Raw genomic sequence first — 21,843 nt, forward strand, 5'->3', positions numbered from 1 at the left:
ATTGTTCCTGATCAATAAGAGCGCAGTAATCTAAGGATTCCCGCCTGCTTTGCAAGACTAAATGCGCTCTTTTTCTCCACAAACCACAATATACTGCCGCCTTAGAGCAGTTCAGCGAAAACCGCATTGCTGATAAACAGGGCGTCGGGGGTTAAGCGAAGCCGGTTTCCCGAACGCTGGAGCAGATTTTCCTCAATCATTGATTCTATGCCGTCTCCGCAGAGGTCGTATGCAGAAAAGCCGGACGTTTTTTCAAATTCATCGAGGTCAAAACCATCGGTCATACGCAGCCACATCACGAGGGTTTCCCTTGCTTTCTCCTCTTTGGAAAGATATTCCACGTCATCAAACGGTTTCCGATCTTTCAGCATCCGCTCGTTGTAGCCCTTGAGGTCTGCAATATTGCCGAAGCGCTTTCCGCGCCAGTGGGAATGGCTTGAGGGGCCGCAACCGAAATATTCCCCGCCCTGCCAATAGAGCACATTGTGCCGGCACGCTTTTTGGTCTTTGGAAAAATTGGAAATTTCGTAGTGAAGATAGCCGGCCTCTTCGAGAAACATTTTCACCCGATAATAGTTGTCCGCTTCCTCGTCGTCGCCCGGCGGAACCACCAATCCCTGGTCTCGGGCTTTTGTCAGCGGTGTGCCGGGTTCATAAATCAGGTTGTAATACGAAATATGGTCTGGCTGCAGTCCGGCTGCTGTTTCGGCATCGGAAAGTACATCGTCGGGTTTCATTCCGGGGATGCTTTGAATCAGATCGACATTCACATTGTCGAAGCCCGCCTCGCGCAGCATATGATAGCCCGTAATTGCAGTTTCGGCATCATGAATGCGTCCCAGCAGTTGCAGGGCGCGATCGTTGAAGGACTGCACGCCGATCGATATCCGGTTGACCCCGCCGTCGCGCATCACCTGCAGTTTTTCCGGCGTCAGCGTTCCCGGATTAGCTTCGCTGGTAAATTCAATAACTTGCGAAAGGTTGATACGCCGTTCGATGGATTCGAGCATTTTCCGGTATTCGTCCGGCGTGAGCGCTGTAGGTGTTCCGCCGCCGATGAATACTGTGTCGGGCGCAAAATCAGACGGCAGCCGACGCAGTTCGATTTCCAGGCATTGGAGGTACAGATCCATGCTGTCGATTTCATCGGGAGTCAGTTTATAGAAATCGCAGTAGCGGCACCGCTTTTCGCACAGAGGAACATGAATATAGAGACCAGTCATAAGTGCGGAAAGATGCGCTATCCTTTAAACGCATCCAACAACAAAAAGTGAACAACTATTCGACACTCCAGTTTCTCTCGGGTATGCATACCGGACTTTTTCGGTACGGAATTGAGGATTAAGATGGCGGATAATAAAAAGCAGGTTGTGGTAATCGGTAACGGAATGGCGGGCTATCGCTTCTGTGAAAAGCTGCTCGAATATGATGCTCACCATCAATATGCCATGACTGTGCTGGGTGATGAACCCGTGCCGGCCTATGACCGTGTTTCACTTTCCACCCTCTTTTCCGGACGACGGCAGGCTGAGCTGTATTTTGCAGAGCAGCGTTGGTATGACTATTACAAGATTGATCTGAATCTCGGAAGCCGGGCGGTTTCGGTCGACCGCAAAGCGAAAAGTGTTACAGCGGAAGACGGCACCGAATATTCCTACGATAAGCTGGTGATCGCCACGGGCTCGCGGCCCATCATTCCGGCCATTGGAAATACGGCGCTTGGCGGTGTACACGTTTACCGGACCGCAGCAGATGTAAAAGCCATCCGAGAGGAAGCTCGGAACGCCAAAAACGCGGTAGTCATCGGTGGCGGCCTGCTGGGGCTGGAAATTGCTGAGGCCTGTCGTGAAATGGGCTTGGAAACCACGATTCTGGAACGCGAAAAATTCCTGATGCCGGAACAGCTCGACGAAATGGCGGGAAAGCTGCTCGATATGAAAATCGAGGAATTAGGCATTCATCTCAAACTCGGTGCACACGTCCAGAGCCTGAAAGGCGAATCGGATATTGAGCGTGTTGTGCTCGACAATGGCGATGTATTCGATGCGGACCTCGTGGTGGTCACGGCCGGGATTACGCCCAACGATGAGATTGGTACCGAGGCCGGACTCGAGCGTGGAGCTCGCGGCGGCATTGCCATCGGTAAAACCACCCAGACCTCTGATCCCGATATTTATGCCATTGGAGAATGTGCGGCGTTCAAGGATACGCTTTTCGGGCTCGTTGCCCCCTGCTATGCCATGGCTGAAACCTGTGCTGCCCATCTCGGCGGAATCAATAAAACCTTTGCACTTCAGAAGCCGGCTTCAAAACTGAAACTGCTCGACCTGCAGGTCGCCAGTATCGGAAACATCCACCTCCCGGAAGACGGAGATGTCGATTATTTCTACGATCAGGACATTCAAAACGGCGTGTATAAAAAGCTGCTGATATCCAAGGATTGGAAAACGCTCTACGGGGCCATTCTGGTGGGTGAATTTTCAGAATTTGAACGTCTGCGAAAATATATTGAAAAAGGGCTCGAAATGCCCGACCACCCCCGCGAGCTACTGGCCCCGATCGGGCGGCCGATTGAGCTGGATATTGAGCTCGAGGACGATGATCTGGTCTGCTTCTGCAACCACGTCACCAAAGGTGACATCTGCAAGGCAATCGATGCGCATAACCTGAAGGATGCTTCAGGCGTTATGGCTACAACCTATGCGGCCGGGCTGTGCGGCGGTTGCTACGACACCGTGGTGGCCGTGACCAAACAGTATATTGAACACGGCGTTTGATGGCTGTTGCAGGGCATCAGATCTCCCTGTTTTTTTAGATAAAGTCGGGCTATCTCCGGTCTGGTGCAAAATACGCATCGTTTATTAGAAAAATGTGGTTGCGGCACCTGCAACTGCAGTACAGCACCTGTGCAGTGACCGCGCTTTTTGCATATATGTATAATATCCGCACACATTTCTGTAAGAACATCGGTTACTCTCGGTCCTGTATTATGCTTTTGTTATGCGATTTTAAACAGAGAGTTGTCGGCAGTAACCCGTCGGCACAATTCTACAGGATAAGCTACAGGAGATAATGATGAAAAAAATGATAATGATGAGTACTCTGGCTGTTTGCGGCTCTGTTCTTGCGCAACAGCAGGGGCTGCTGAACACTGCCGATTCACCGTATATTGCATTCCATAATCCAGATATTGGCGACTGCCAGTGGACCGACGGCTTCTGGGCGGATAAGTTTAAATTGTGCGAAGAAGTCATGGTTCCGCACATGGGTGAAATTCTCAAGGGAGATGTCGGTTTTGCATATGATAATTTCAAGATTGCTGCCGGACTGAAAGAGGGTAAACACCAGGGTATGAACTGGCACGATGGTGATTTCTATAAGTGGATGGAGGCCGCCACCTACGTTTATTCCATCAATAAGGATCCGGAAATTCTGAAAGAACTGGATGAAATTATCGGAGTCATTGCCAAGGCTCAGTGCGATGACGGTTATCTTTCGACGCAAACGCAGATTCCTGACATCAAGCGCGGCAAACAGGAACGCTGGGCCAACCGTCAGTTGCACGAAATGTATAATTCGGGCCATCTGCTGACTGCGGCCTGTATCCATAAGCGGGTGACCGGACAGGATAACTTTTTCAAAATCGCAAAAAAGCATGCCGATTTTCTGGTGAAAACCTTCATGCCCTGCCCCGAGCATCTGAAACGCTTCGGTTTCAACCAGACCCAGATCATGGGACTGGTTGAAATGTACCGCGAAACCGGAAATAAAAAATATCTTCAGCTGGCTGAAGACTTTGTGAACCGTCGTGGAAAAAGCGGGGCTGAACCTGCCCCGGAAGCTACATATAAATTTATCGGCGATATGGTTCAGGAGCGGACGCCGTTGCGCAAAGCTAAAGAAGCGGCCGGCCATTCTGTGCTGGCCCTCTACTACTATGCCGGTGCGGCGGACATCTATGCGGAAACCGGTGAACAGGCACTGATCGATGCACTTGACCGGATGTGGGACAGCGTCGTGAATCATAAGATGTACATCACGGGGGCCTGCGGCCAGACCCACCATGGCGTTTCTTCAAAAGTGGATATGATCCACGAGGGCTTCATCGGCGACTATATGATGCCTAACGCCACGGCCTATAACGAAACCTGCGCCAATATCTGCAATGCCATGTTCTCTTACCGTCTTCTCGGGATTCACGGGGAATCAAAATATGCCGATATCATGGAGCTGGTGCTCTATAATTCCGCGCTTTCCGGCATCGACCAAGAGGGTACGCACTATTTTTATACCAATCCGCTGCGTCGGACCTGCGATAAAAAAATGGGGATTACCGATTATGAAAACCGCGCAGACTATATCCCCTGTTTCTGCTGTCCGCCAAATTTGGTACGCACCATTGCCAAAGTGTCCAACTGGGCCTACAGCCTGACTCCTAACGGTGTAGCCGTGAACCTATACGGCGGCAATCGGCTGGATACGGAAATGATCGACGGCTCCGCGCTTAAACTGAAACAGGAAAGCGGCTATCCCTGGGACGGCGCAGTCCGAATTACAGTTGAACAGTGCAAAGCGGATGAATTTGATCTGATGCTTCGCATTCCCCAATGGGCAGAAGGAGCTTCTTTGAAGGTCAATGGAAAGAAGATGGATATTGCAGTGGTTCCGGGAACATATGCCGTGGTTTCCAGACACTGGAAATCCGGTGATACTGTGGCGCTGGATCTTCCGCTTGAGGTCAAGCTGATGACCGGCCACCCTCTGATTGAAGAAACCCGCAATCAGGCCGCCATCAAACGCGGTCCCGTGGTCTACTGCATGGAAACGCCTGACCTGCCCGAAAACACGTCCATTCTGGATGTTTATCTCCCTTCCGATATCAAGCTGAAACCGGCAACGGATAAACAGTTGATCGATGGTGCGACCACACTTAAAGGAAAAGTGCTGATTCATAAGTCACAGACTCAGCAGATGTACAGCTCGCTCGATCAGCCGGCATGGGATAAAGTTGATTCCCAGTTTGTTCCTTATTATGCGTGGAGTAACCGCGGTACTGCCGAAATGACGGTCTGGCTCCCGATCGTCTGGAAATAAAGGGATATGTCAGGAGCAGATGATGAAAAGACGCGATTATTTTAAAAGCGGAGCGGTTGCGGCGGTAGGTATTCCAATGCTTGGAAAAGCCTCCGAAGATCAGGGGTTTCAGGGCGAACGCGCCGCTGATAACTGGTATCAGGTCGCTGACGGTGAATGCGCTCTGCCGATTCGGAAAAAAAGAATTCAGTGCGATGTCGCGGTGCTCGGCGGTGGACTGGCCGGCATCTGCGCGGCCGTTGCGGCGGCGCGCAACGGGGCCCGAACAGTACTGGTTCAGGACCGACCGGTGCTTGGCGGAAATTCGTCGAGCGAAATGCGGGTTCATGTTAATGGCGTTAATCATCTGCGACCCGATAACTACGCTGAACGCGAAACCGGAATTATTGAAGAACTCCTGCTGCATAACCGCTTCCACAATAAGCAGGAATCCTGGCCGGTATGGGATCACCTGCTTTACGATTTTGTGATCAGCGAACCGAATCTGGAACTTTTGCTCAATACGCAGGCCACCAAAGCGATTATGGATGGAAGTACGATTCAGGCCGCCAAATGCTGGCAGCTGACCACGGAAACCGAAATCATAATTGAGGCCGAGCAGTTTATCGACTGCTCCGGCGATGGCCTGCTGGCCGCAACTTCCGGAGCGCTTTATCGGACCGGGCGCGAAGGTAAAAAAGAATTCGGTGAAAAATTTGCACCGGATGAGCCTGATGGCTGGCAGATGGGGGCCACGCTGCTGATGCATTCCGAAGATATGGGCAAACCGATGCCTTTCGAGGCGCCCTCCTGGGCCATTCCGTATGATGTGGAGAATCAGAATCCGAAACGCAATTTCAATGGGTTCCATAATGGTCTGTGGTGGATGGAGGTCGGAAGTGATGCTGATATTATCGGAGAGCAGGAGGAAATCCGCCATAAGCTGATGGGCTATGCCTATGGTGTCTGGGACTACCTCAAAAACCACAGCGATATTCCGGGCATTGAAAATCACGCGCTCACCTGGGTACAGTCCCTGCCCGGCAAACGCGAATCCCGCCGCTTTATCGGGGATTACATTTTGCGGGAAGGCGATTTGACCGGTCATACCCATTTTAAAGATACCGTCGGTTACGGCGGATGGTCGCTGGATGAACATTGCTGGGCCGGTATTGAAAACCTCGAAGATCCGCCGAGCTATTTTCACTATCATTTCCATAAAGTGTATGAAATCCCCTATCGGTCGCTCTATTCCAAAAATATTACCAACCTCTCCTTTGCCGGACGTAATATCAGCCAGACGCATATTGCACTTTCATCAACCCGGCTGATGGCCACCTGCTCCACCATGGGTATGGCGGTCGGAACTGCGGCGGCGATGTGTATCCATAAACATTGCAACCCCCGTGATATTGCTCAGAAACATATCAATGCGCTGCAGGAAAATCTGTTGCGTGAAGATTCGTTTCTTCCGCATCGCCCGGCAAGGGACGAAAAAGATCTTGCTCGAAAAGCTGCACTTATTGCCGCCTCATCCACGGTCAGTGGCGATGCCGCACTTCTGAACGACGGCGTTGCCCGCGATTTTGAAGGCGTCGAGCATGGTTGGGAATCACATGGGCTGCCCGCCGAAGTGATCATGGAATGGGAGGAGCCGATTAATCTTTCGAAAGTGGAGATTAAGTGCGACACGAACCTGAAACGCAATATCTGCATGCGTAAAGACTCCAAAGTCAGTTTTAACTATTGGAACGATGTTCCGGTTGAGCTGCTTAAATCGCTCGATGTTGAAGCACGTGTAAACGGCAAATGGGTCAAGGTCGGCTCCAACCATGACAACCGGCGGCGGTTGATCAAATTCGACTTCGACCCGGTTCGTACTTCCGGAATCCGGATCAACCTGAAGGAGACCTACGGCGCGCCGAATGCGAAGCTGTTTGAAGTCCGATGCTATGAAGCCTGACCGCCAAACGGTCCGTAATTACTTTTACTTCGGTATAGAAACAAATGCTTTTTCCTGAGAAAATGAACGCATGTCATTGGTAAAATCGAGAGAACTGTTTGGCGAATCTTCATTTCCGGTTACCGTGGAAAAGGTGATTGACCGGACCCTGATCCAGAAGGAACTGCATCGGCATGAATATTTTGAAATGCTGTATGTCGAAAAAGGGGCGCTGGTTAACAAATTCAAAGGCACGGAAATTGTCATGAAGCCGGGCGACATGCTGATCATGAAACCCTATGTGCTGCACCTGTTGGATGATGCATCTCGAAAAAAGGGCCGCAAGGCCTTTTGCTGCAGCTTTCTTCCCCAGGCTGTTGATTCCGATATCCAGTCTCTGGAAGCGCTGAAAGGATCCTGTTCACCGAACCGTTATTTTTTCAAACCGTTTATTTCGCTCGCGGATGAAGGCATTTCCGCGGTGCAGCTTAAATTTGATGCGGAGAAACGAAAAAAAGTGGCCGAACTTTTATCCGCATTAAAAGAACAGACCCAGGATACATCGGAACGCGGAACCGCCCTCACCCGCTATCATTTTCTGGCGTTGCTCTCTTTTCTTACGGAAGAATATGAACGTCATGAGGGCGTAGATCAGACTGTACAGGCAGACCTTTCCGTTCCGGTTTCCCGCTATCTTGAAGGACTGAGGAAAACGCTGAATTATATTCATGACCATTATGCTGAACCGCTGGCGCTCGAGGATATGGCGGCAATGAGCGGTGCGTCGGAAACCTATTTCTGCCGGCTCTTTAAACACGAAACCGGAATGACGTTTTTAAACTATCTGAACGGGCTTCGTATCGAACGGGCCTGTGTGCTGCTGCGCGACACTACGGACAATGCTCTCGATATCTGTTACGAAGTCGGATTCAACGATTATACCCACTTCGGCCGGCAGTTTAAGAAACATGTCGGGATGTCTCCGGCGGATTACCGCAAACAGAATCCACATGTCCGGCGTTATCGCGAAACCTAGATGATGCCGGCCCGCAGAGCTTTGGCCACGGCTCCGGTTTGCGACTGTACATTGAGTTTCTGATAGATATTGCCCAGATGAAATGCGGCTGTGGCGCGGCTGATGTTCAGTTTGCCGGCAATTTCTTTAACGGTCAGCCCTTCGGCCAGCTGCTCCAGCACCTCAACCTCCCGCGTAGAGAGGTTGAAGGCTTCCTCGGGACTTGGTTTGCGGACTTCCTCCAGCACAATTTTGGCAATTTCCGGGCTCAGGGCGGCTCCGCCGACGAATACCTGCTGCAGGCCGCTGATAATTTCCCGAACACTGGAACTTTTCAGCAGATACCCCGCTGCACCGGCGTCCAGCGACTGCAGTACCTTTTTCTTGTCTTCCATAACCGTCAGAACAATCACCGTAATATCCGGCGCCATCTTTCTGAGTTTTTTAATGCCCTCAACACCGCTCATTTCCGGGAGCCCCAGATCCATAAGCACCAGATCCGGGGCGGCCCCCTCCTGAACGGCCGCGAGAAATTCAATACACGAGGGAAAAACACGGCTGACTTTAATATGCTTCTCCCGCTCAAGCGATGTCCGCAGATTTCTGCGGTACCCGGCGTCGTCTTCAACAATCCATAGATCAATTGGAATCATAATTTTTTTCAGTTTGATGTTTTATACCGGTGATCAACGTTCGTGAAAATCGACTTCAACGGAATTGTTAACCGGACACTGGTTCCAAGGTCAGGAACAGCCCGGAGCATCATCGTTCCGCCCAGTTCTTCGGCCCTTTTTTTCAGACTTTCGAGTCCCCAGCCATCCACCACTTTGTCGGGTTCAAATCCTTTTCCGTTATCCTCTGCCTCAACGATGAGCGTATCGTGATCGACTGCAATTTCAATGCGCACCTGTGTCGCACAGGAATGTCGCGCACAGTTGTGAATGACCTCTTTAAAAAACAGGATGAGATGACGCTTGAAACTGAGCGGAACCGCCTGATCCGGAATAGACGCTGCAATGGAAATCTTTAATTCCTTTCCGGTCAAAACCCGTTCGGCACGTTGCGCCAGTTTTTTTACAAGGTCGGGCAGTCGGATTTCGCTCTGGTCAATCACCCACACCACTTCACGCAACGAAGCCGAGGCCTCGCGCGCCAGAAGTGCGAGGTCTGCGAGATCTTCTTTAACGCGATCATCGTTAACATCTTCCTCCAGCCGTCCGGCCGTCAGTGAAATACTGCCCAGGCTGCTGCCGACATCGTCATGCAGATCGCGTGTTATCCGCCATTTCAGCTCCTTCACTGCTTTTTTACGCTGAAAAACCGAGGTCAGGGCCAATCCGGATGCCCCCAGTGCCAGCAGGCAGATTACGGTGTAGGTCGTGATCATCCAAAACGATTTCCAGCGTTTTTCCAGCGTCTGAATCTGAAGGAGATTCCCGCTGTATTTCTGTTGAAGAATACGGCGTTGCTCAATCAGCTGCAGCCAGTCCGTCAGAAACAGGACCGGCTTTCCGGCAGCGTGACCGTCATAGAGGCGTTCGGCGATTGCCGATGCATTCTCCGGAAATCCCTCCAGCGAGACCGATTGCACGGGATAAATTTCTTTCAACCGATACAGTCGGATTTCTCCAAGAGCCAGTGTCGGTCTTCCATTGTGTTCCGGCAGGTTTTTAAACGTGATCCGAAGCCACCGTCCACGCGCCTGCGAAGCCGGGAGACGCACCACATTATTGCCCGGCCGTTTCATGCCCCATTTCCGGGGAACTATCTGCGGGGTTGACCTTTGGCCATTAGATTCCCGGATAATTTCCATTTCAATATCGGCCGGAAAGCCAAAACCGGGCACTTTTACACCATCACTGTTTTGTGCCGGAAACAGGGTCACCCAGCCAAGCAGACAGTTTCGGCCCAGATCCAGTTCGATGGTACAGCCCCCGGGCGGCTCCTCATTGAAAAAGGTCGCAAAATCTTCTTTCCTATCTGCAGTATCGGCTGCAACTCCCAATGGCAGCCCCAGGCTGCTTTTGTGGTCAAAGAGATAGCGCCGCGCCCAATAAGGCGGGGCCTCATATTCCAAGCTGGCCGTCATCCGGTCGCATTCATGATCTGCGGCAGCCATGATACCGAACAGCTCATCAATCGCGATAAATTCCTGATCGCCCTCAACCGCACCGCGGAACACTTCAATCCGAATATGGTTGCCCTTCGGTTCCGGCACAGCAAGCACATGCGGATACCTGCCGAGGTCTGGACAGTCCTCCGTCATCCACTCTTTGATCACCGTTTCTGATCCCTCGTCGTCAATCAGAAGAACACGGAACCGTTTGGGAAAACCGTAACTGCCCACCCGTCCAAAACGGTGGTCGACGGCAGGAACAAGAATAACCTGATCCGCCCGGAAATAATCTTTGAAAAAGAAATCGAGGGTCCAGCGGGGTTTGCTCGGCAGTTTGTTTAATGCCGGCAGATAACCGCCATGATACCCGTAGGCCTCCAGCTGCAGAGCATCATTCAGCTTCGGCAGGGAATCGAGCCGGAGTTGCAGTTGCGCGGTGTCCTGACGGAGCTGACGGAGTGTTCCCGGAATGTTTCGGATGGCGACATCTGCAGAAGCCCGGCCGGCCCAAAAAAGGATGAACCACGCCACCGAAACCTTCCAATGTCCGGAAAATATCCGGAGAATGCGTAGCCGAGTCTGTATCTTCAAAAACATACCGTCATAATGTAAAAGGTTTTACTGGCGAAATAAACAGAATATGACGCAACGATTCCGGCGCTTTTGCTGTACCGGCTTCCGTGCATTCTGCTAAACTCTGCGGAGTTTTTATCGGCGATCAAACGGAGGTGTCATGGCTCAGGTCAGACTTGAAAAAGTCAGTAAAAAATTTGAGGACGGACAGGCAGTGGTGTCCCGTTTCAACCTTGAAATTTCAAATGGTGAGTTTCTGGTTCTTGTGGGGCCGTCGGGATGCGGAAAATCGACAACGCTGCGGATGATTGCCGGGCTGGAAGATGTCAGCGAGGGACGGATTTATATTGGTGATCGCTGTGTAAATGAAATACCGCCTAAGGATCGCGATATCGCCATGGTATTTCAGAACTATGCGCTCTATCCACACATGACTGTGTATGACAATATGGCTTTTGGCCTGAAACTGCGGAAGATTTCAAAACAGGAAATTCATGAACGGGTCAATCGCGCCGCCCGTATTCTCGACCTTGAAAATCTTCTGAAACGCAAGCCTAAAGCCCTTTCCGGCGGGCAGCGGCAGCGCGTAGCGATGGGACGTGCAATAGTCCGGAAACCGGCAGTTTTTCTTTTTGATGAACCGCTCTCAAATCTGGATGCAAAAATGCGGGTGGAAATGCGGAAAGAGATTATTCAGTTACACTCTCGCGTGGCCAGTACCATGATCTATGTAACCCACGATCAGATTGAGGCGATGACACTCGGCGACCGAATTTGTGTGATGAATCAGGGCGTGATTGAGCAGGTCGGCCGGCCGCGTACGATTTTTGATTATCCGGCAACCCTTTTTGTGGCCGGTTTTATCGGAACACCGGCCATGAATATCTTCAGAGGATCCATAGTTTCCGAAAAAGGTCTTTTTTTTGATGGCGGAACATTCCGCATTCCTGTTCCGCAGGAGCAGGTCCAATTGCTGAAGGCCTATATCGGTCAGGCCGTCTGTTTCGGGATCCGGCCGCGCGCCCTGAATAAATTGAATGCAGATGAAACTGCAGATTTCATGCTGAGCGGGAAATATGAAATTTCTGAAATGATCGGCGAGGAAATTCTGCTTCACATGGTGAGCGGTGAACATCATTTTGTGGCTAGCATACATCCTCATCAGTTCAGCGAAACCGAACCCGCCGAAATCAGCTTTGGTCTGGACCACCGTTTTGCCCATTTTTTCGATGCAGAAACAGGCCGCAATATCACGTTGCCGGAAAACATTGCCCGCGAAACTCTGATCTCTTCGACTGAAGCATGAAACATGAAAGTATAAAAGGATATCTGTTTATCAGCCCGTGGCTCATCGGGTTCCTAATTTTTGTGTTGATTCCCTTTGCGGCCAGTATTTATCTGGCCTGTACTGAATATGACATTGTTTCTCCGCCGGTTTGGGTCGGTTCAGAAAACTACCGCCGACTGTTTTTTGACGACCCTCTTTTCTGGAAATCGCTGGGGGTTACCTTGAAATATGCGCTGATTGCCGTGCCGCTCGGAACCTTTGTCGGAGTTGGACTCGCGCTTCTGCTGAACCTCAATGTACGGGGCATCCGATTTTACCGCACGGCATTTTATTTGCCTTCCATTGTGCCCATGGTGGCGACATGTGCTGTTTTTTCGTGGGTGCTGAATCCGCAGATCGGACTGATGAACAGTATGCTTCGTCTGATTGGGATTGAGGGACCGGCCTGGCTCTCCAGTGAGCCGTGGGCGTTTTATTCGCTGGTGCTCATGTCGCTCTGGTCCGTTGGTGGAAGTATGGTTATTTATCTCGCCGGTCTGAAAAATATTCCGATATCGCTCTATGAGGCCGCTGTGGTCGATGGGGCCAATGCATGGCAGCGCACCGTGCACATCACCCTGCCCATGCTCACACCGGTGATATTTTTTAATGTCATTATGGGAACCATCAATGCATTTCAGTATTTTGCCCAGGCTTTCATTATGACGCAGGGCGGTCCCGAAGACAGCACGAGCTTCTATGCGCTGTATCTTTTCAAACGCTCCTGGCGCTATCTTGATATGGGCTATGCCAGTGCCATGGCCTGGATTCTTTTTGTCATTGTGATGACGATTACTGTTCTTCTGTTTCTGACGCATAAAAAGTGGGTGCATTACGGTGGCTGAGCGCAGGAAATATCTTAAAATTATCACAGCTTCCTTCAGCCTGATTCTGCTGTTTGCATTCCTTATGGGCTGGTTTCTGAAAACGCCGGATGGCCGGAAATATCCAGACCGTGAACCGGTTTATTTCTGGCACATGTGGACTTCAGGATGGAAAAAGGTTGTGGAGGGCATTTGCGACGATTTTAATCGCAGTCAGGATGAATATGAAGTTATTCCCCTTTCCATTCCGGCCAACGTTGCGGACTCCAAATTTCTGTTGGCAACCGCTGGCGGTGATCCTCCTGACTGTATGGCCCAGTGGAACCAGGTGATTCCGCAGTTTGCAGAAAGCCGGCTCATTCTTCCGCTGGATGAATTTATGAGCCCCCGGGAATATCAGTTTTTTCTGGATCACGCCTTCCCGATTGCCCAGAAGATTGCTTATTTTGAAGGGCGGCATTATTGCATGCCGCTGGCCCTGGATGTGCGTGCGTGCTATTACCGGCTCGATCATCTTCGCGAAGAAGGCCTCCTGCCCGACTCTGCTCCGGCGCAGATAAGCAATAGAGCCGAATATCAGGAAATGCTGAAATATATGCCGCGCAGCATGGAACAACTGGTCACATGGGGCTGGCAGCTCCATCGATTCGATGAAAAAGGGCGGCTCGCGCGCCTCGGTTTTATCCCGCAATGGTTCCGGATGATTGCGCCGCTTTTCGGCGGCGGTTTTTATAACTGGGAAAACGGTGAACTGACGCTGAATACGCCTGAAAATCTTCGGGCACTCGAATATATAACGGAAAAAAATAAAGTCATCGGGTTTGACCGCCTGTTGCGTTTTCGATCATCGCTGACGGGAAAACACGGGGCGGACTGGCCCTTTGCTGTTGGCAAACGTTCAATTACGATTGACGGTCAATGGCGGGTTTCCCAGCTGGAAAAATATGCCCCCGATCTCCCCTACATGACCGCGCCGCTGCCTCCTCCGCGTGAAGGAGGAAAAGAAGAAGCCGGCTGGGTTCACGGTAATTTCATGATTGTTCCTGTCGGCTCCAAAAATCCGCAGGGAGCCTGGGCTTTTATTAAATTCTGGACGGGTTTCGATGACCCCGAACACGCGGCGGTTCATTATACAAAAGCGGGCTGGCTTCCGCCGTTGCCCCAGATTGCACAGTCCGGTGTTTTCACGCGTTACGTTGAAAATCACCCGCAGTTTGAAACGTTTATCAATCTGCTCGACAGTCCGAACATGGAGCCGACCCCGCCGGTCCCTTTTCAACTGCTGCTTTATGATATGATTAAAAGAGCTGACGAATCCGCTACGCGTGGGAACATGACCCCCCGGCAGGCTCTTGAGAACCTCGAAGAGGGCGTGAATAACGAACTTAGACGACGTAAAAAGGCGGTGCAGGATGAAAAATAAATCGCCGCTCGATCTTTCCCGCAGGCAGAAAGTGATTACACATTTTATCCTGATTGCGCTCTGTATTCCCTTCATTATGCCGCTGATCTGGATGATTTCCACTTCGCTTAAATCAAACGAAGATATTTTTCCGCAGGCCGATGAAGCTGCCGTTACGTTCAGCCTTTCATCTGTAATTCCGGAAAAACCGCAATGGTCAAACTATCAGGCCGCCTGGCAGACCGGGCCGTTTGCACGTTATCTGCGCAACACCCTCTTGCTTTGCACTCTGAATGTAATTGGGGCCGTTTTTTCGAGCGCAATGGTCGCCTATGGATTTGCCCGCCTGCGTTTTCCTGGAAAAGAATTTCTCTTCATTCTGCTCATCTCATCCATGGCTCTGCCACGCCATGTCACCATGATTCCGCTGTTTACCATTTTCAAAAACCTCGGCTGGTACGGAACCATGCTGCCGCTCATTGTGCCGGCTTTCTTTGCCAACCCCTTCTATGTCTTTCTGCTGCGCCAGTTTTTTCAGACCATTCCGGCCAATCTTGCCGAAGCCGGCACCATTGACGGAGCTGGAGAATTCAGGATTTTTTCTCAGATTATGCTGCCGCTCGCCCGCCCGGCACTGGTAACCTGTGCCCTCTTCCAGTTTCTCTCCACTTGGAACGATTTTTTCGGGCCGCTGCTCTATCTGAACGACCCAAAGCACTATACGGTCGCTTACGGACTTCAGCAGTTTATGGGAACTCACGGCAGTGAATGGACGCAGCTGATGGCGGCGGCTACCCTCTTTACCCTGCCTATTGTTTTGCTGTTTTTCCGTGCCCAGAAAGTATTTATCCGCGGAATCTCAACAACGGGTTCAAGCGGATAAACCATTTCCTGTTCGTGGAAAACTTGATTGATCGCATGTCCTGTGCAATATTTCGCCACATGCCTAAAAGGAATGAGATTTTGCAGGTGGCCATTATGGTCAGTACCTCCAGCGCATGGGGTCGCAGGATTGTTAAAGGAATTCTGACCTATGCCAATGAGGTCGGTCCTTGGCACATCTGGGTAAGCTCCTCTACAGAAAGCAATCTGAGAGAACTGCCGAAAGGTTGGCGCGGTGATGGAATTATAGGCCGTGTGGTATCAAATGATCTTGCTGAAGAACTAGAAGAACTGAACCTGCCCATCGTAAACGTCGGCGATGTTCCGCTGAATGGATATGCCTTCCCCTGTGTACGGACCGACGATGCCGCGGCCACCAAAATGGCGGCCGATCATCTGGTAAACCGTGGTTTCAAATCCATCGCCTATGTGGGATCCAGTCACAATCCCAATCCGCTCTGGTATGGCAAAGCGTTTAAACGGGCACTTGAAAAATACGATCTCGACAGTCAGGATTTCTACTTGGAGGGTCCCTTTGAGGAGGAATACGAACGTCTGTCGGCCTGGCTGAAGGAGCTTCCAAAACCCACCGGCCTGCTGGTCTGGGGCCATGGCAACGGTCGGTTTGTGGTTGATCTGTGCATGAGCGTCGGGATCGCTGTTCCGCACGACATCGCCATTCTCTGCGGGAGCTACGACGAACTGCTCAGCCACGCTTGTTTTCCCGCTCTTTCCGGGATCAACAGTCCCACGGAGCAGATCGGTTACAAAGCGGCTGAGCTGATGCATCGTATGCTGCAAGGTAAAAAAGTTCCGGCCGAAACAATCTATCTTCCGCCGCTCGGGGTTGTTGACCGTCTCTCAACCGATACTCTGGCTGTGGACGATCCCAAGCTGGTAAAAGTAGTCAATTTCATAAAAGATCACGCTTTTGAATCCATCACGATGGCCGATATTCTGAAAGAAGTTCCGATGGCCCGCCGCTCCCTTGAACGGCGGTTTATGCAGATGTTCGGCCGATCGCCTATTGATGAAATTCGCCGGTTGCGTATCAATAAAGCCCGTCAGCTTTTAGCTGAAACCGATTTGCCGATGCAGGATATTGCCGAGGCCTGCGGGTTTGCCACCTATAATTATCTGACCCACGTATTCAAACAGGTCACGGGGTCAACCCCGCGAGACTATCGCAAGAAAATGCGTGTGTTCTAAGTTTTTGCATTGTCAAAATTTAATATATTAATTCCGCGATCGCCTATATGGTTCCTTTATCTTTTGGTCTATAATTTCAAGCCTAAATTAAAGGGATCAAGAGATGAATAAATACCACTTAGTTTCAGCCGTCCTTTTTTCTGTCAGTATGGTTTGGGGAGAAACCAGTTTGTTTTCTGAAAAAGGCGGTTTTCAGTCGGGAAATCTCAACGGACAGCAGGGTTGGATTTCTGAAGCGGGTTATATAGACACGGACGCCGAAGCTTTCATTCTGAGTCCGGATATCTGGAAATCTTCATTCTGTGGCGACACGGTCAATATGCTCAAAAATACCTCCTGCACGGTCTCCGCAGATTTCAGCTTCACTGTAAGCGGCAAGGGAGGATCCGATATTTTCAGTTTACTGGTTAACAATCAACCGAAGGGAGCAGGCTGTCTGCGAGGCCTGTTTGCGCGGACTCCGAGGAGTGATAAGTATAAATTCGGATTCAAGACCACAGAAAATAAACTCTATCTATCTGATCCGGTGCCGGCAGCAAAAATGGGACTTGCAAACAGTGATGTATCGGACCGCCTGATCATGAATATGACCATGAAAAAAGGAGAAACAAGTGCTGGATGGAAGATACAGGTGGAGCTGTTGAACGCTCGAACCGGCGCATTGCTGTCTAAGCTGACTGAGAGTGATATCAAGTTAAGTGATTCCTTCTTTTCAGCCGATCTGTATGGCGGATTTTCTTCTTCCCGTGGCGATTCAGAAACCGGAACCTGTAATCGCAGTGTTCACCTTTTCTCCTTTGATGGAGACCAGGACACCGCCACGCTGTCCTTCATTCTCTGAATGGTTAAATTGCGCATATCAAAGACGTAAAGGCATATAGGCAAATAACCGTCATCCCCGCTATATTCTCCTTAACGAATGCACAAATGTGCGGACGTTAAATATCAATCTCCTCAAAAAACGAGAAGCTTTTGTTGGGTTCTTGTTTGTCGGCGTAAGGTTTCCTCCTCTTTTCCTTACGCCGTTTTTTTATGCCTCGAAGAAATCTGAAACGATTCTTCGTTCGCCCTGATCATAGTTCCAAAGATACTCTCCTGTGGCGTCGACACATTTTTGACTGATGTGGTGCGGCAAAACAGAGACCAGAGGATAACCGGTTTTACCCTTATACATCGCCAGATGTTTGAGATAGTTCGCCTCCGTCAGCGCCTGAGCTCCCGTATCATTCCCGCCGATATGATCCAAATTGATCGCACGGCCGGGCGCGGATTTATACGTCACGGTATAATGCGATTTTACCCGGCCGGGCCAGTCATACTTCGGATTCATCCAGATGTCGTTGGTCCGGTTGACATCAGCAAAGGGAGCAAAGAAAATATCCGGAACATGGAATTCCATTTCCAGTTCGGGGTCAATCAGCTTGGCCGCGCGATACAGTGCTTTATGAATATGCAGCATGTCCGATTTGGTATTGTAGGACATATCAATTTTGAACTTTTTAACGCCCATTTTCTGATACCGTCCGATCACTTCCAAAGCATAGCTGAAAATATCGGCTTTCGGATTCAGCCAACGCTCTGCATTCGGCTTCACCGCTCTTCCGGCACTCCAGTTTCCGAGTATTTCCGGATACCGTTTCCCGATGATACTGTTATGATGCACCTTCGGGAAACCGATCCACAATCCAGGTGTAAAGCCGGCCTCGCTAATCATACGCATGGTTTTTTCAAAGTCAGGAAACGTTTTTGGATCCGGCTCCCATGAGCCAAACCCCGACTCCAGCGTGCCATCCGGAAAAACGCTCCAGCCGTGATCCAGCGTCAGCTTGCCTTTCGGATAATCAAACTCAATGAGTTTATCAATATAGGCTTTCACAAAATCGTGACTCAGCAGCTTGAAATGTCCCCGCCGAACCTTGCTTTGCACTTTCTGTTCCACCCAGGTGCAATACTCCACATCCGACCAGAACGCCGGATAATCTTCCAAGGGTTGGAAATTCAGTCGCTGCATCATCAAGGAATTATATTTTTTCCACGCCGCGTCGCCGCCCTTCTCCACAAAAATTTCCTGCCCCTCAGGCACCGACACCGTCAGGGTCTGTTTCCCGTCGAACGCAAACGTAGATTGTTCAAACCCGAAGGTCGTCATAAATCCGACAAACTGTCCGACAGAATCCATAATCACCGGCGATCCAGACATTCCCGAAGCATTGATTGTGAACGGATTATGTTCGAAAGGCGTGCTTATATAATAATGCCCGCCACCGCCTTTTTCCGCTGCACTGGAAAGACTGTGATACGGACAGAACAGCGGCGGCTTCATCTTGATTTGCACGCGCTCCAGTTTGCGGTCACCTTTAATGGTCGTTGCCGAGGCATAGCTGTCTTCAGATTTTTCCACCTTGGCGGCGGCCCGTACCGAGCCAGCCGTCGCCAGGCCCGCACCGGCAATCTTCATCATTGCACGTCTGTTTTCCATATGTTCACTCCTTAAATTTAATGTTCAATTGTGAGGGGGCCGGGGGAGGCAATCTGATTGCGGAAAGCAATGCGGATCGGATAGGCAAAACCGTAATCCGGCTGTTTCTTCAGGGTAATGATCATCCCGTTATCAGACGCAGTCCAGTCGAGCTCGCCTTTTGTTCCGAGCAGCGTTACCGACTTCACTCCCGAAAGATCAACACCTGCCAGAGTTTTGATGCGTGCTTTATTGCCCGGCCATTTCAGCAATGTGGCATAAAGTACGGTATTATTTTTATTTCGCGTAAACCGGATATCGTCTTCCGTCGCAATCATTTTTTTACGGCCGTGTTCATCCTTCTCAAACCACTGATTACCCACTTCACCATAAACCTCGTAAGGCCGTGTGGCATAAACCGCTTCGCCGTTAATTTTGAGCCAGCCGCCCAGCTCCCGCATCATCTTCTTCTGATCCTCAGGAAAGGTGCCGTCTGCTTTCGGTGCAAACGACAGCATCAGTACGCCGCGTTTGCTGATAATATCCATCAGCTGATCCACAATAGTATTGGTCGGTTTGATGGCCACACCGGGAACATAACTCCAGTTATGATCGTCATATACACAGTCATCTGTCTGCCAGACCATATCGCCGATTTTATCCATACCGCCGCGTTCGTAATCGCGTACCGCCGAACCCGGTTTGTACCAGCGCGATTTGTAATTCAGTACCACGCCCGGTGCTCCGTACTCACCTTTTCCCCAAGCAACAGCCTGATTGTAGTAATGCGCGCCAAATTCGCGCCGTCCCGGCTCGTATTCATCGAGCCGATGTCCCCAGTCAAAATAATAAAGATCCGGATGATACAGATCCGCCAGTTCCTTCGTGCGGTCAATCCACCGCTGCACATCCCGCGGGCTCGGCCGAATTTTATCGCGGGTACGCGCAAACCAGGCCCATCGCCCTTTGTTTTCGGTCTGCTCCTCCGGTTTCACCCGTGCGTTTTCAAGCCCCTCTTCAAGCATAATCGGGTCACCGTACAGATCCCGATTTGCCGGATCCTTTGCATCGTAACCGTTAATATGGTTCCACTGGAAAAACTGCACATTAAATGCTGTATGATTGGAGACGCCGAACTTCAGTCCCTTTTTACGCACCGCCTTTTCCACTTCGCCCACCAGGTCACGTTTCGGGCCCATATTGACCGAGTTCCATTTGGACAGTTTGGTGTCCCACAGGCAGAAACAGTCATGGTGCGCTCCCATCATCGTGAAAAATTTGGCACCGCCCATCACACAGAGATCCGCCCATTCATCCGCATCAAAGTGTTCCGCTTTGAACATCGGAATAAAATCCTTATAACCGAATGTGCCGGGATCACCATACGTTTCCCGATGGTGCCGTGCCGTCGCCAGCCCCTGATCATGCCGAGTACTTTGGCCTTCGCGCACATACATCCAGCGGCCGTACCATTCGCCCGCATGATCCCCCATAAACGCCGGTACCGAATAAACGCCCCAGTGCACCCAGAACCCCAGCTTGGCATCTTCATACCACTCCGGCGCTTCATAATTCACCAGGGATTCCCAGGTCGGTTCATATTCTTTCGCAGCACATATTCCGGATATGGAAAGTGCGGCCAGTCCTGCCGTACACCATTTGATTCGCATCATAATCTCCTAAGGTAAACGCGCATATCCGAACAGCAGTTCTCCGTGTGTATCTCTGCCGATCAGTTTTGCAGTAAAGTTGTCCGCCGTAATTTCATGGCCGCGGCCCTCGAACGTCACAATAAGTCCATCCCCCGCAGCACTGGATTTGATCCCGTTGCAACCGCGTCCGAAATTGACCGCTTCCGGCGCTCCGAAACGCAGCGATTCAAAATCCACATCTTCCAGCGGCCGGAAGCCGGGCTCCGATTTAATCAGCAGGCGTATTTTTTCCGTTTCAGCGGTAATCGGTTCACGGTTCAGAATTTCCAGACGTCGCGGCACCCGCAGCGGAACCACCACATTTTTCGAGCTGTGGTTGTCATTTGCAACATCATCATCCTTTTTGCTGTCGATCGCCGCAAAATTCATATAGGCCGCCCGGCCGAATTCATCCTGCAGAACTTTCGGCCGTTCGAGTTTATACCAGGCTTCCCGTGTTCCATCTTCATGAACCACAACATGGTTATCGTAGGCATGTCCCGGTGCCCATTTCCAGTTGACGCCGTCCGGTGAACGAAAATAGAACGCCACCCGGCCATAACAATCATTGACCACCAGATGGTACTGCACCTCATCTTTCCACACCACCGGGTCCTCCAGGTGGGCCCCGGGAATATGCGGATAAAACGACTCCGCCGTCACTTGACGGAACTGTTCATCGCCCTGGTCACTGACAAATACAAACCCCTGTTTATTAATCATCAGTACCGACCCGTCTTCGCGGGGAACATAGGTGCGGTTGGTCTCATTTCCCTCTTTTTCCAGCCATTGGAAACTGAATGGAATTTTTTCCCAGGGACCATCCAGCGTAGGAGCTTTGTAGGCCTGCTTCCAGACACAGCCGATAATATAGGAACCATCTTTGCGTCGGTAGATTTCCGGATTGTGCCCTTCCCCGATCTCTTCGACCACGTGGTAAGGACCCAGCGGCTGAGGGCTGACCGCATGCACAATAACCGAACTCCACCAGGTGTGGTGACCGGATTTTTTTCCGCCGCCTTTTACATTATTTTCCGGCCAGCGGCAGACGAACATATGGTATTTACCGTCATCGCCTTTAACAATATTTCCGCCCCAGTAGGACCATGCTTCATCCTCGATCCCGTTATCCACATCCCGCGGCCGCACATGGTCACCGCCCCAGACATCGTTCCGCAGTTTTCCAACCGTTGGAACCGGCATAAAACGATCAATGAACGCGCCGCCTTCAACCAGTCCATCCGGAATCACGTATTGCGATTTATTAACCTTTGCCGGGGAACAGGAACACAGCGCCACCCCAATCAGTATAAAAAATCTATTCATACAAT

General features: G+C 50.8%; 16 protein-coding genes. 10 read left to right on the top strand and 6 right to left on the bottom strand.

The features are described 5' to 3' along the window. Positions 1 to 101: 101 nt before the first annotated feature. Positions 102 to 1,223: a radical SAM family heme chaperone HemW gene (hemW, locus tag P9H32_RS03115; RefSeq protein ID WP_322607405.1), complete on the bottom strand. Its 1,122-nt coding sequence runs from the start codon at positions 1,221 to 1,223 to the stop codon at positions 102 to 104. A gap of 123 nt (positions 1,224 to 1,346) precedes the next feature. On the opposite strand from hemW, the gene P9H32_RS03120 reads away from it, so the two are divergent. The 4 genes from P9H32_RS03120 (at position 1,347) to P9H32_RS03135 (ending at position 8,051) form a co-directional block, all read left to right on the top strand. Beyond that, positions 1,347 to 2,777 (top strand): FAD-dependent oxidoreductase, encoded by a 1,431-nt coding sequence (locus P9H32_RS03120; protein ID WP_322607406.1) that lies wholly within the window; start codon positions 1,347 to 1,349, stop codon positions 2,775 to 2,777. A gap of 307 nt (positions 2,778 to 3,084) precedes the next feature. Continuing rightward, positions 3,085 to 5,094 (top strand): glycoside hydrolase family 127 protein, encoded by a 2,010-nt coding sequence (locus tag P9H32_RS03125; RefSeq protein ID WP_431311690.1) that lies wholly within the window; start codon positions 3,085 to 3,087, stop codon positions 5,092 to 5,094. 19 nt (positions 5,095 to 5,113) lie between these two features. After that, on the top strand, positions 5,114 to 7,036 hold the full coding sequence (locus P9H32_RS03130) for an FAD-dependent oxidoreductase (protein ID WP_322607408.1): 1,923 nt from the start codon (positions 5,114 to 5,116) through the stop codon (positions 7,034 to 7,036). 70 nt (positions 7,037 to 7,106) lie between these two features. Then, complete coding sequence (locus P9H32_RS03135) at positions 7,107 to 8,051, top strand: AraC family transcriptional regulator (RefSeq protein WP_322607409.1); 945 nt, start codon at positions 7,107 to 7,109, stop codon at positions 8,049 to 8,051. Here the strand turns inward: P9H32_RS03135 and P9H32_RS03140 are convergent. Then, a complete protein-coding gene (locus P9H32_RS03140) occupies positions 8,048 to 8,683 on the bottom strand; it encodes a response regulator transcription factor (protein ID WP_322607410.1) in 636 nt (211 codons plus the stop codon). The two genes, P9H32_RS03135 and P9H32_RS03140, sit on opposite strands and share 4 nt — an antisense overlap. 8 nt (positions 8,684 to 8,691) lie before the next feature. Beyond that, positions 8,692 to 10,677 carry a sensor histidine kinase gene (locus tag P9H32_RS03145; RefSeq protein WP_322607411.1) on the bottom strand — a complete coding sequence of 662 codons (1,986 nt, stop codon included), beginning with the start codon at positions 10,675 to 10,677 and terminating at the stop codon, positions 8,692 to 8,694. 202 nt (positions 10,678 to 10,879) lie between these two features. Here P9H32_RS03145 and P9H32_RS03150 point away from each other — a divergent pair, with 202 nt between their 5' ends. From P9H32_RS03150 to P9H32_RS03175, 6 genes are all read left to right on the top strand, one after another. Further along, positions 10,880 to 12,025: an ABC transporter ATP-binding protein gene (locus tag P9H32_RS03150; protein ID WP_322607412.1), complete on the top strand. Its 1,146-nt coding sequence runs from the start codon at positions 10,880 to 10,882 to the stop codon at positions 12,023 to 12,025. After that, positions 12,022 to 12,891: a carbohydrate ABC transporter permease gene (locus tag P9H32_RS03155; protein ID WP_322607413.1), complete on the top strand. Its 870-nt coding sequence runs from the start codon at positions 12,022 to 12,024 to the stop codon at positions 12,889 to 12,891. The genes P9H32_RS03150 and P9H32_RS03155 overlap by 4 nt, the downstream gene beginning before the upstream one ends. After that, complete coding sequence (locus tag P9H32_RS03160; protein WP_322607414.1) at positions 12,884 to 14,293, top strand: extracellular solute-binding protein; 1,410 nt, start codon at positions 12,884 to 12,886, stop codon at positions 14,291 to 14,293. The genes P9H32_RS03155 and P9H32_RS03160 overlap by 8 nt, the downstream gene beginning before the upstream one ends. Then, complete coding sequence (locus P9H32_RS03165) at positions 14,283 to 15,155, top strand: carbohydrate ABC transporter permease (protein WP_322607415.1); 873 nt, start codon at positions 14,283 to 14,285, stop codon at positions 15,153 to 15,155. The genes P9H32_RS03160 and P9H32_RS03165 overlap by 11 nt, the downstream gene beginning before the upstream one ends. 59 nt (positions 15,156 to 15,214) lie before the next feature. Further along, on the top strand, positions 15,215 to 16,363 hold the full coding sequence (locus P9H32_RS03170) for an AraC family transcriptional regulator (protein WP_322607416.1): 1,149 nt from the start codon (positions 15,215 to 15,217) through the stop codon (positions 16,361 to 16,363). Between the two features lie 103 nt (positions 16,364 to 16,466). Next, complete coding sequence (locus P9H32_RS03175; RefSeq protein ID WP_322607417.1) at positions 16,467 to 17,204, top strand: hypothetical protein; 738 nt, start codon at positions 16,467 to 16,469, stop codon at positions 17,202 to 17,204. Between the two features lie 189 nt (positions 17,205 to 17,393). Here the strand turns inward: P9H32_RS03175 and P9H32_RS03180 are convergent, their stop codons facing one another. Genes P9H32_RS03180 through P9H32_RS03190 form a run of 3 tightly spaced genes read right to left on the bottom strand, consistent with a single transcriptional unit; the run spans position 17,394 to position 21,838 of the window. Beyond that, complete coding sequence (locus P9H32_RS03180; RefSeq protein ID WP_322607418.1) at positions 17,394 to 18,842, bottom strand: alpha-galactosidase; 1,449 nt, start codon at positions 18,840 to 18,842, stop codon at positions 17,394 to 17,396. Between the two features lie 17 nt (positions 18,843 to 18,859). Beyond that, positions 18,860 to 20,494 (bottom strand): alpha-L-fucosidase, encoded by a 1,635-nt coding sequence (locus P9H32_RS03185; protein WP_322607419.1) that lies wholly within the window; start codon positions 20,492 to 20,494, stop codon positions 18,860 to 18,862. A gap of 6 nt (positions 20,495 to 20,500) precedes the next feature. Continuing rightward, positions 20,501 to 21,838: a glycoside hydrolase family protein gene (locus P9H32_RS03190; protein ID WP_322607420.1), complete on the bottom strand. Its 1,338-nt coding sequence runs from the start codon at positions 21,836 to 21,838 to the stop codon at positions 20,501 to 20,503. Positions 21,839 to 21,843 lie beyond the last annotated feature (5 nt).

It is taken from the genome of Pontiella agarivorans (genome assembly GCF_034531395.1).
Taxonomy (GTDB): domain Bacteria; phylum Verrucomicrobiota; class Kiritimatiellia; order Kiritimatiellales; family Pontiellaceae; genus Pontiella; species Pontiella agarivorans.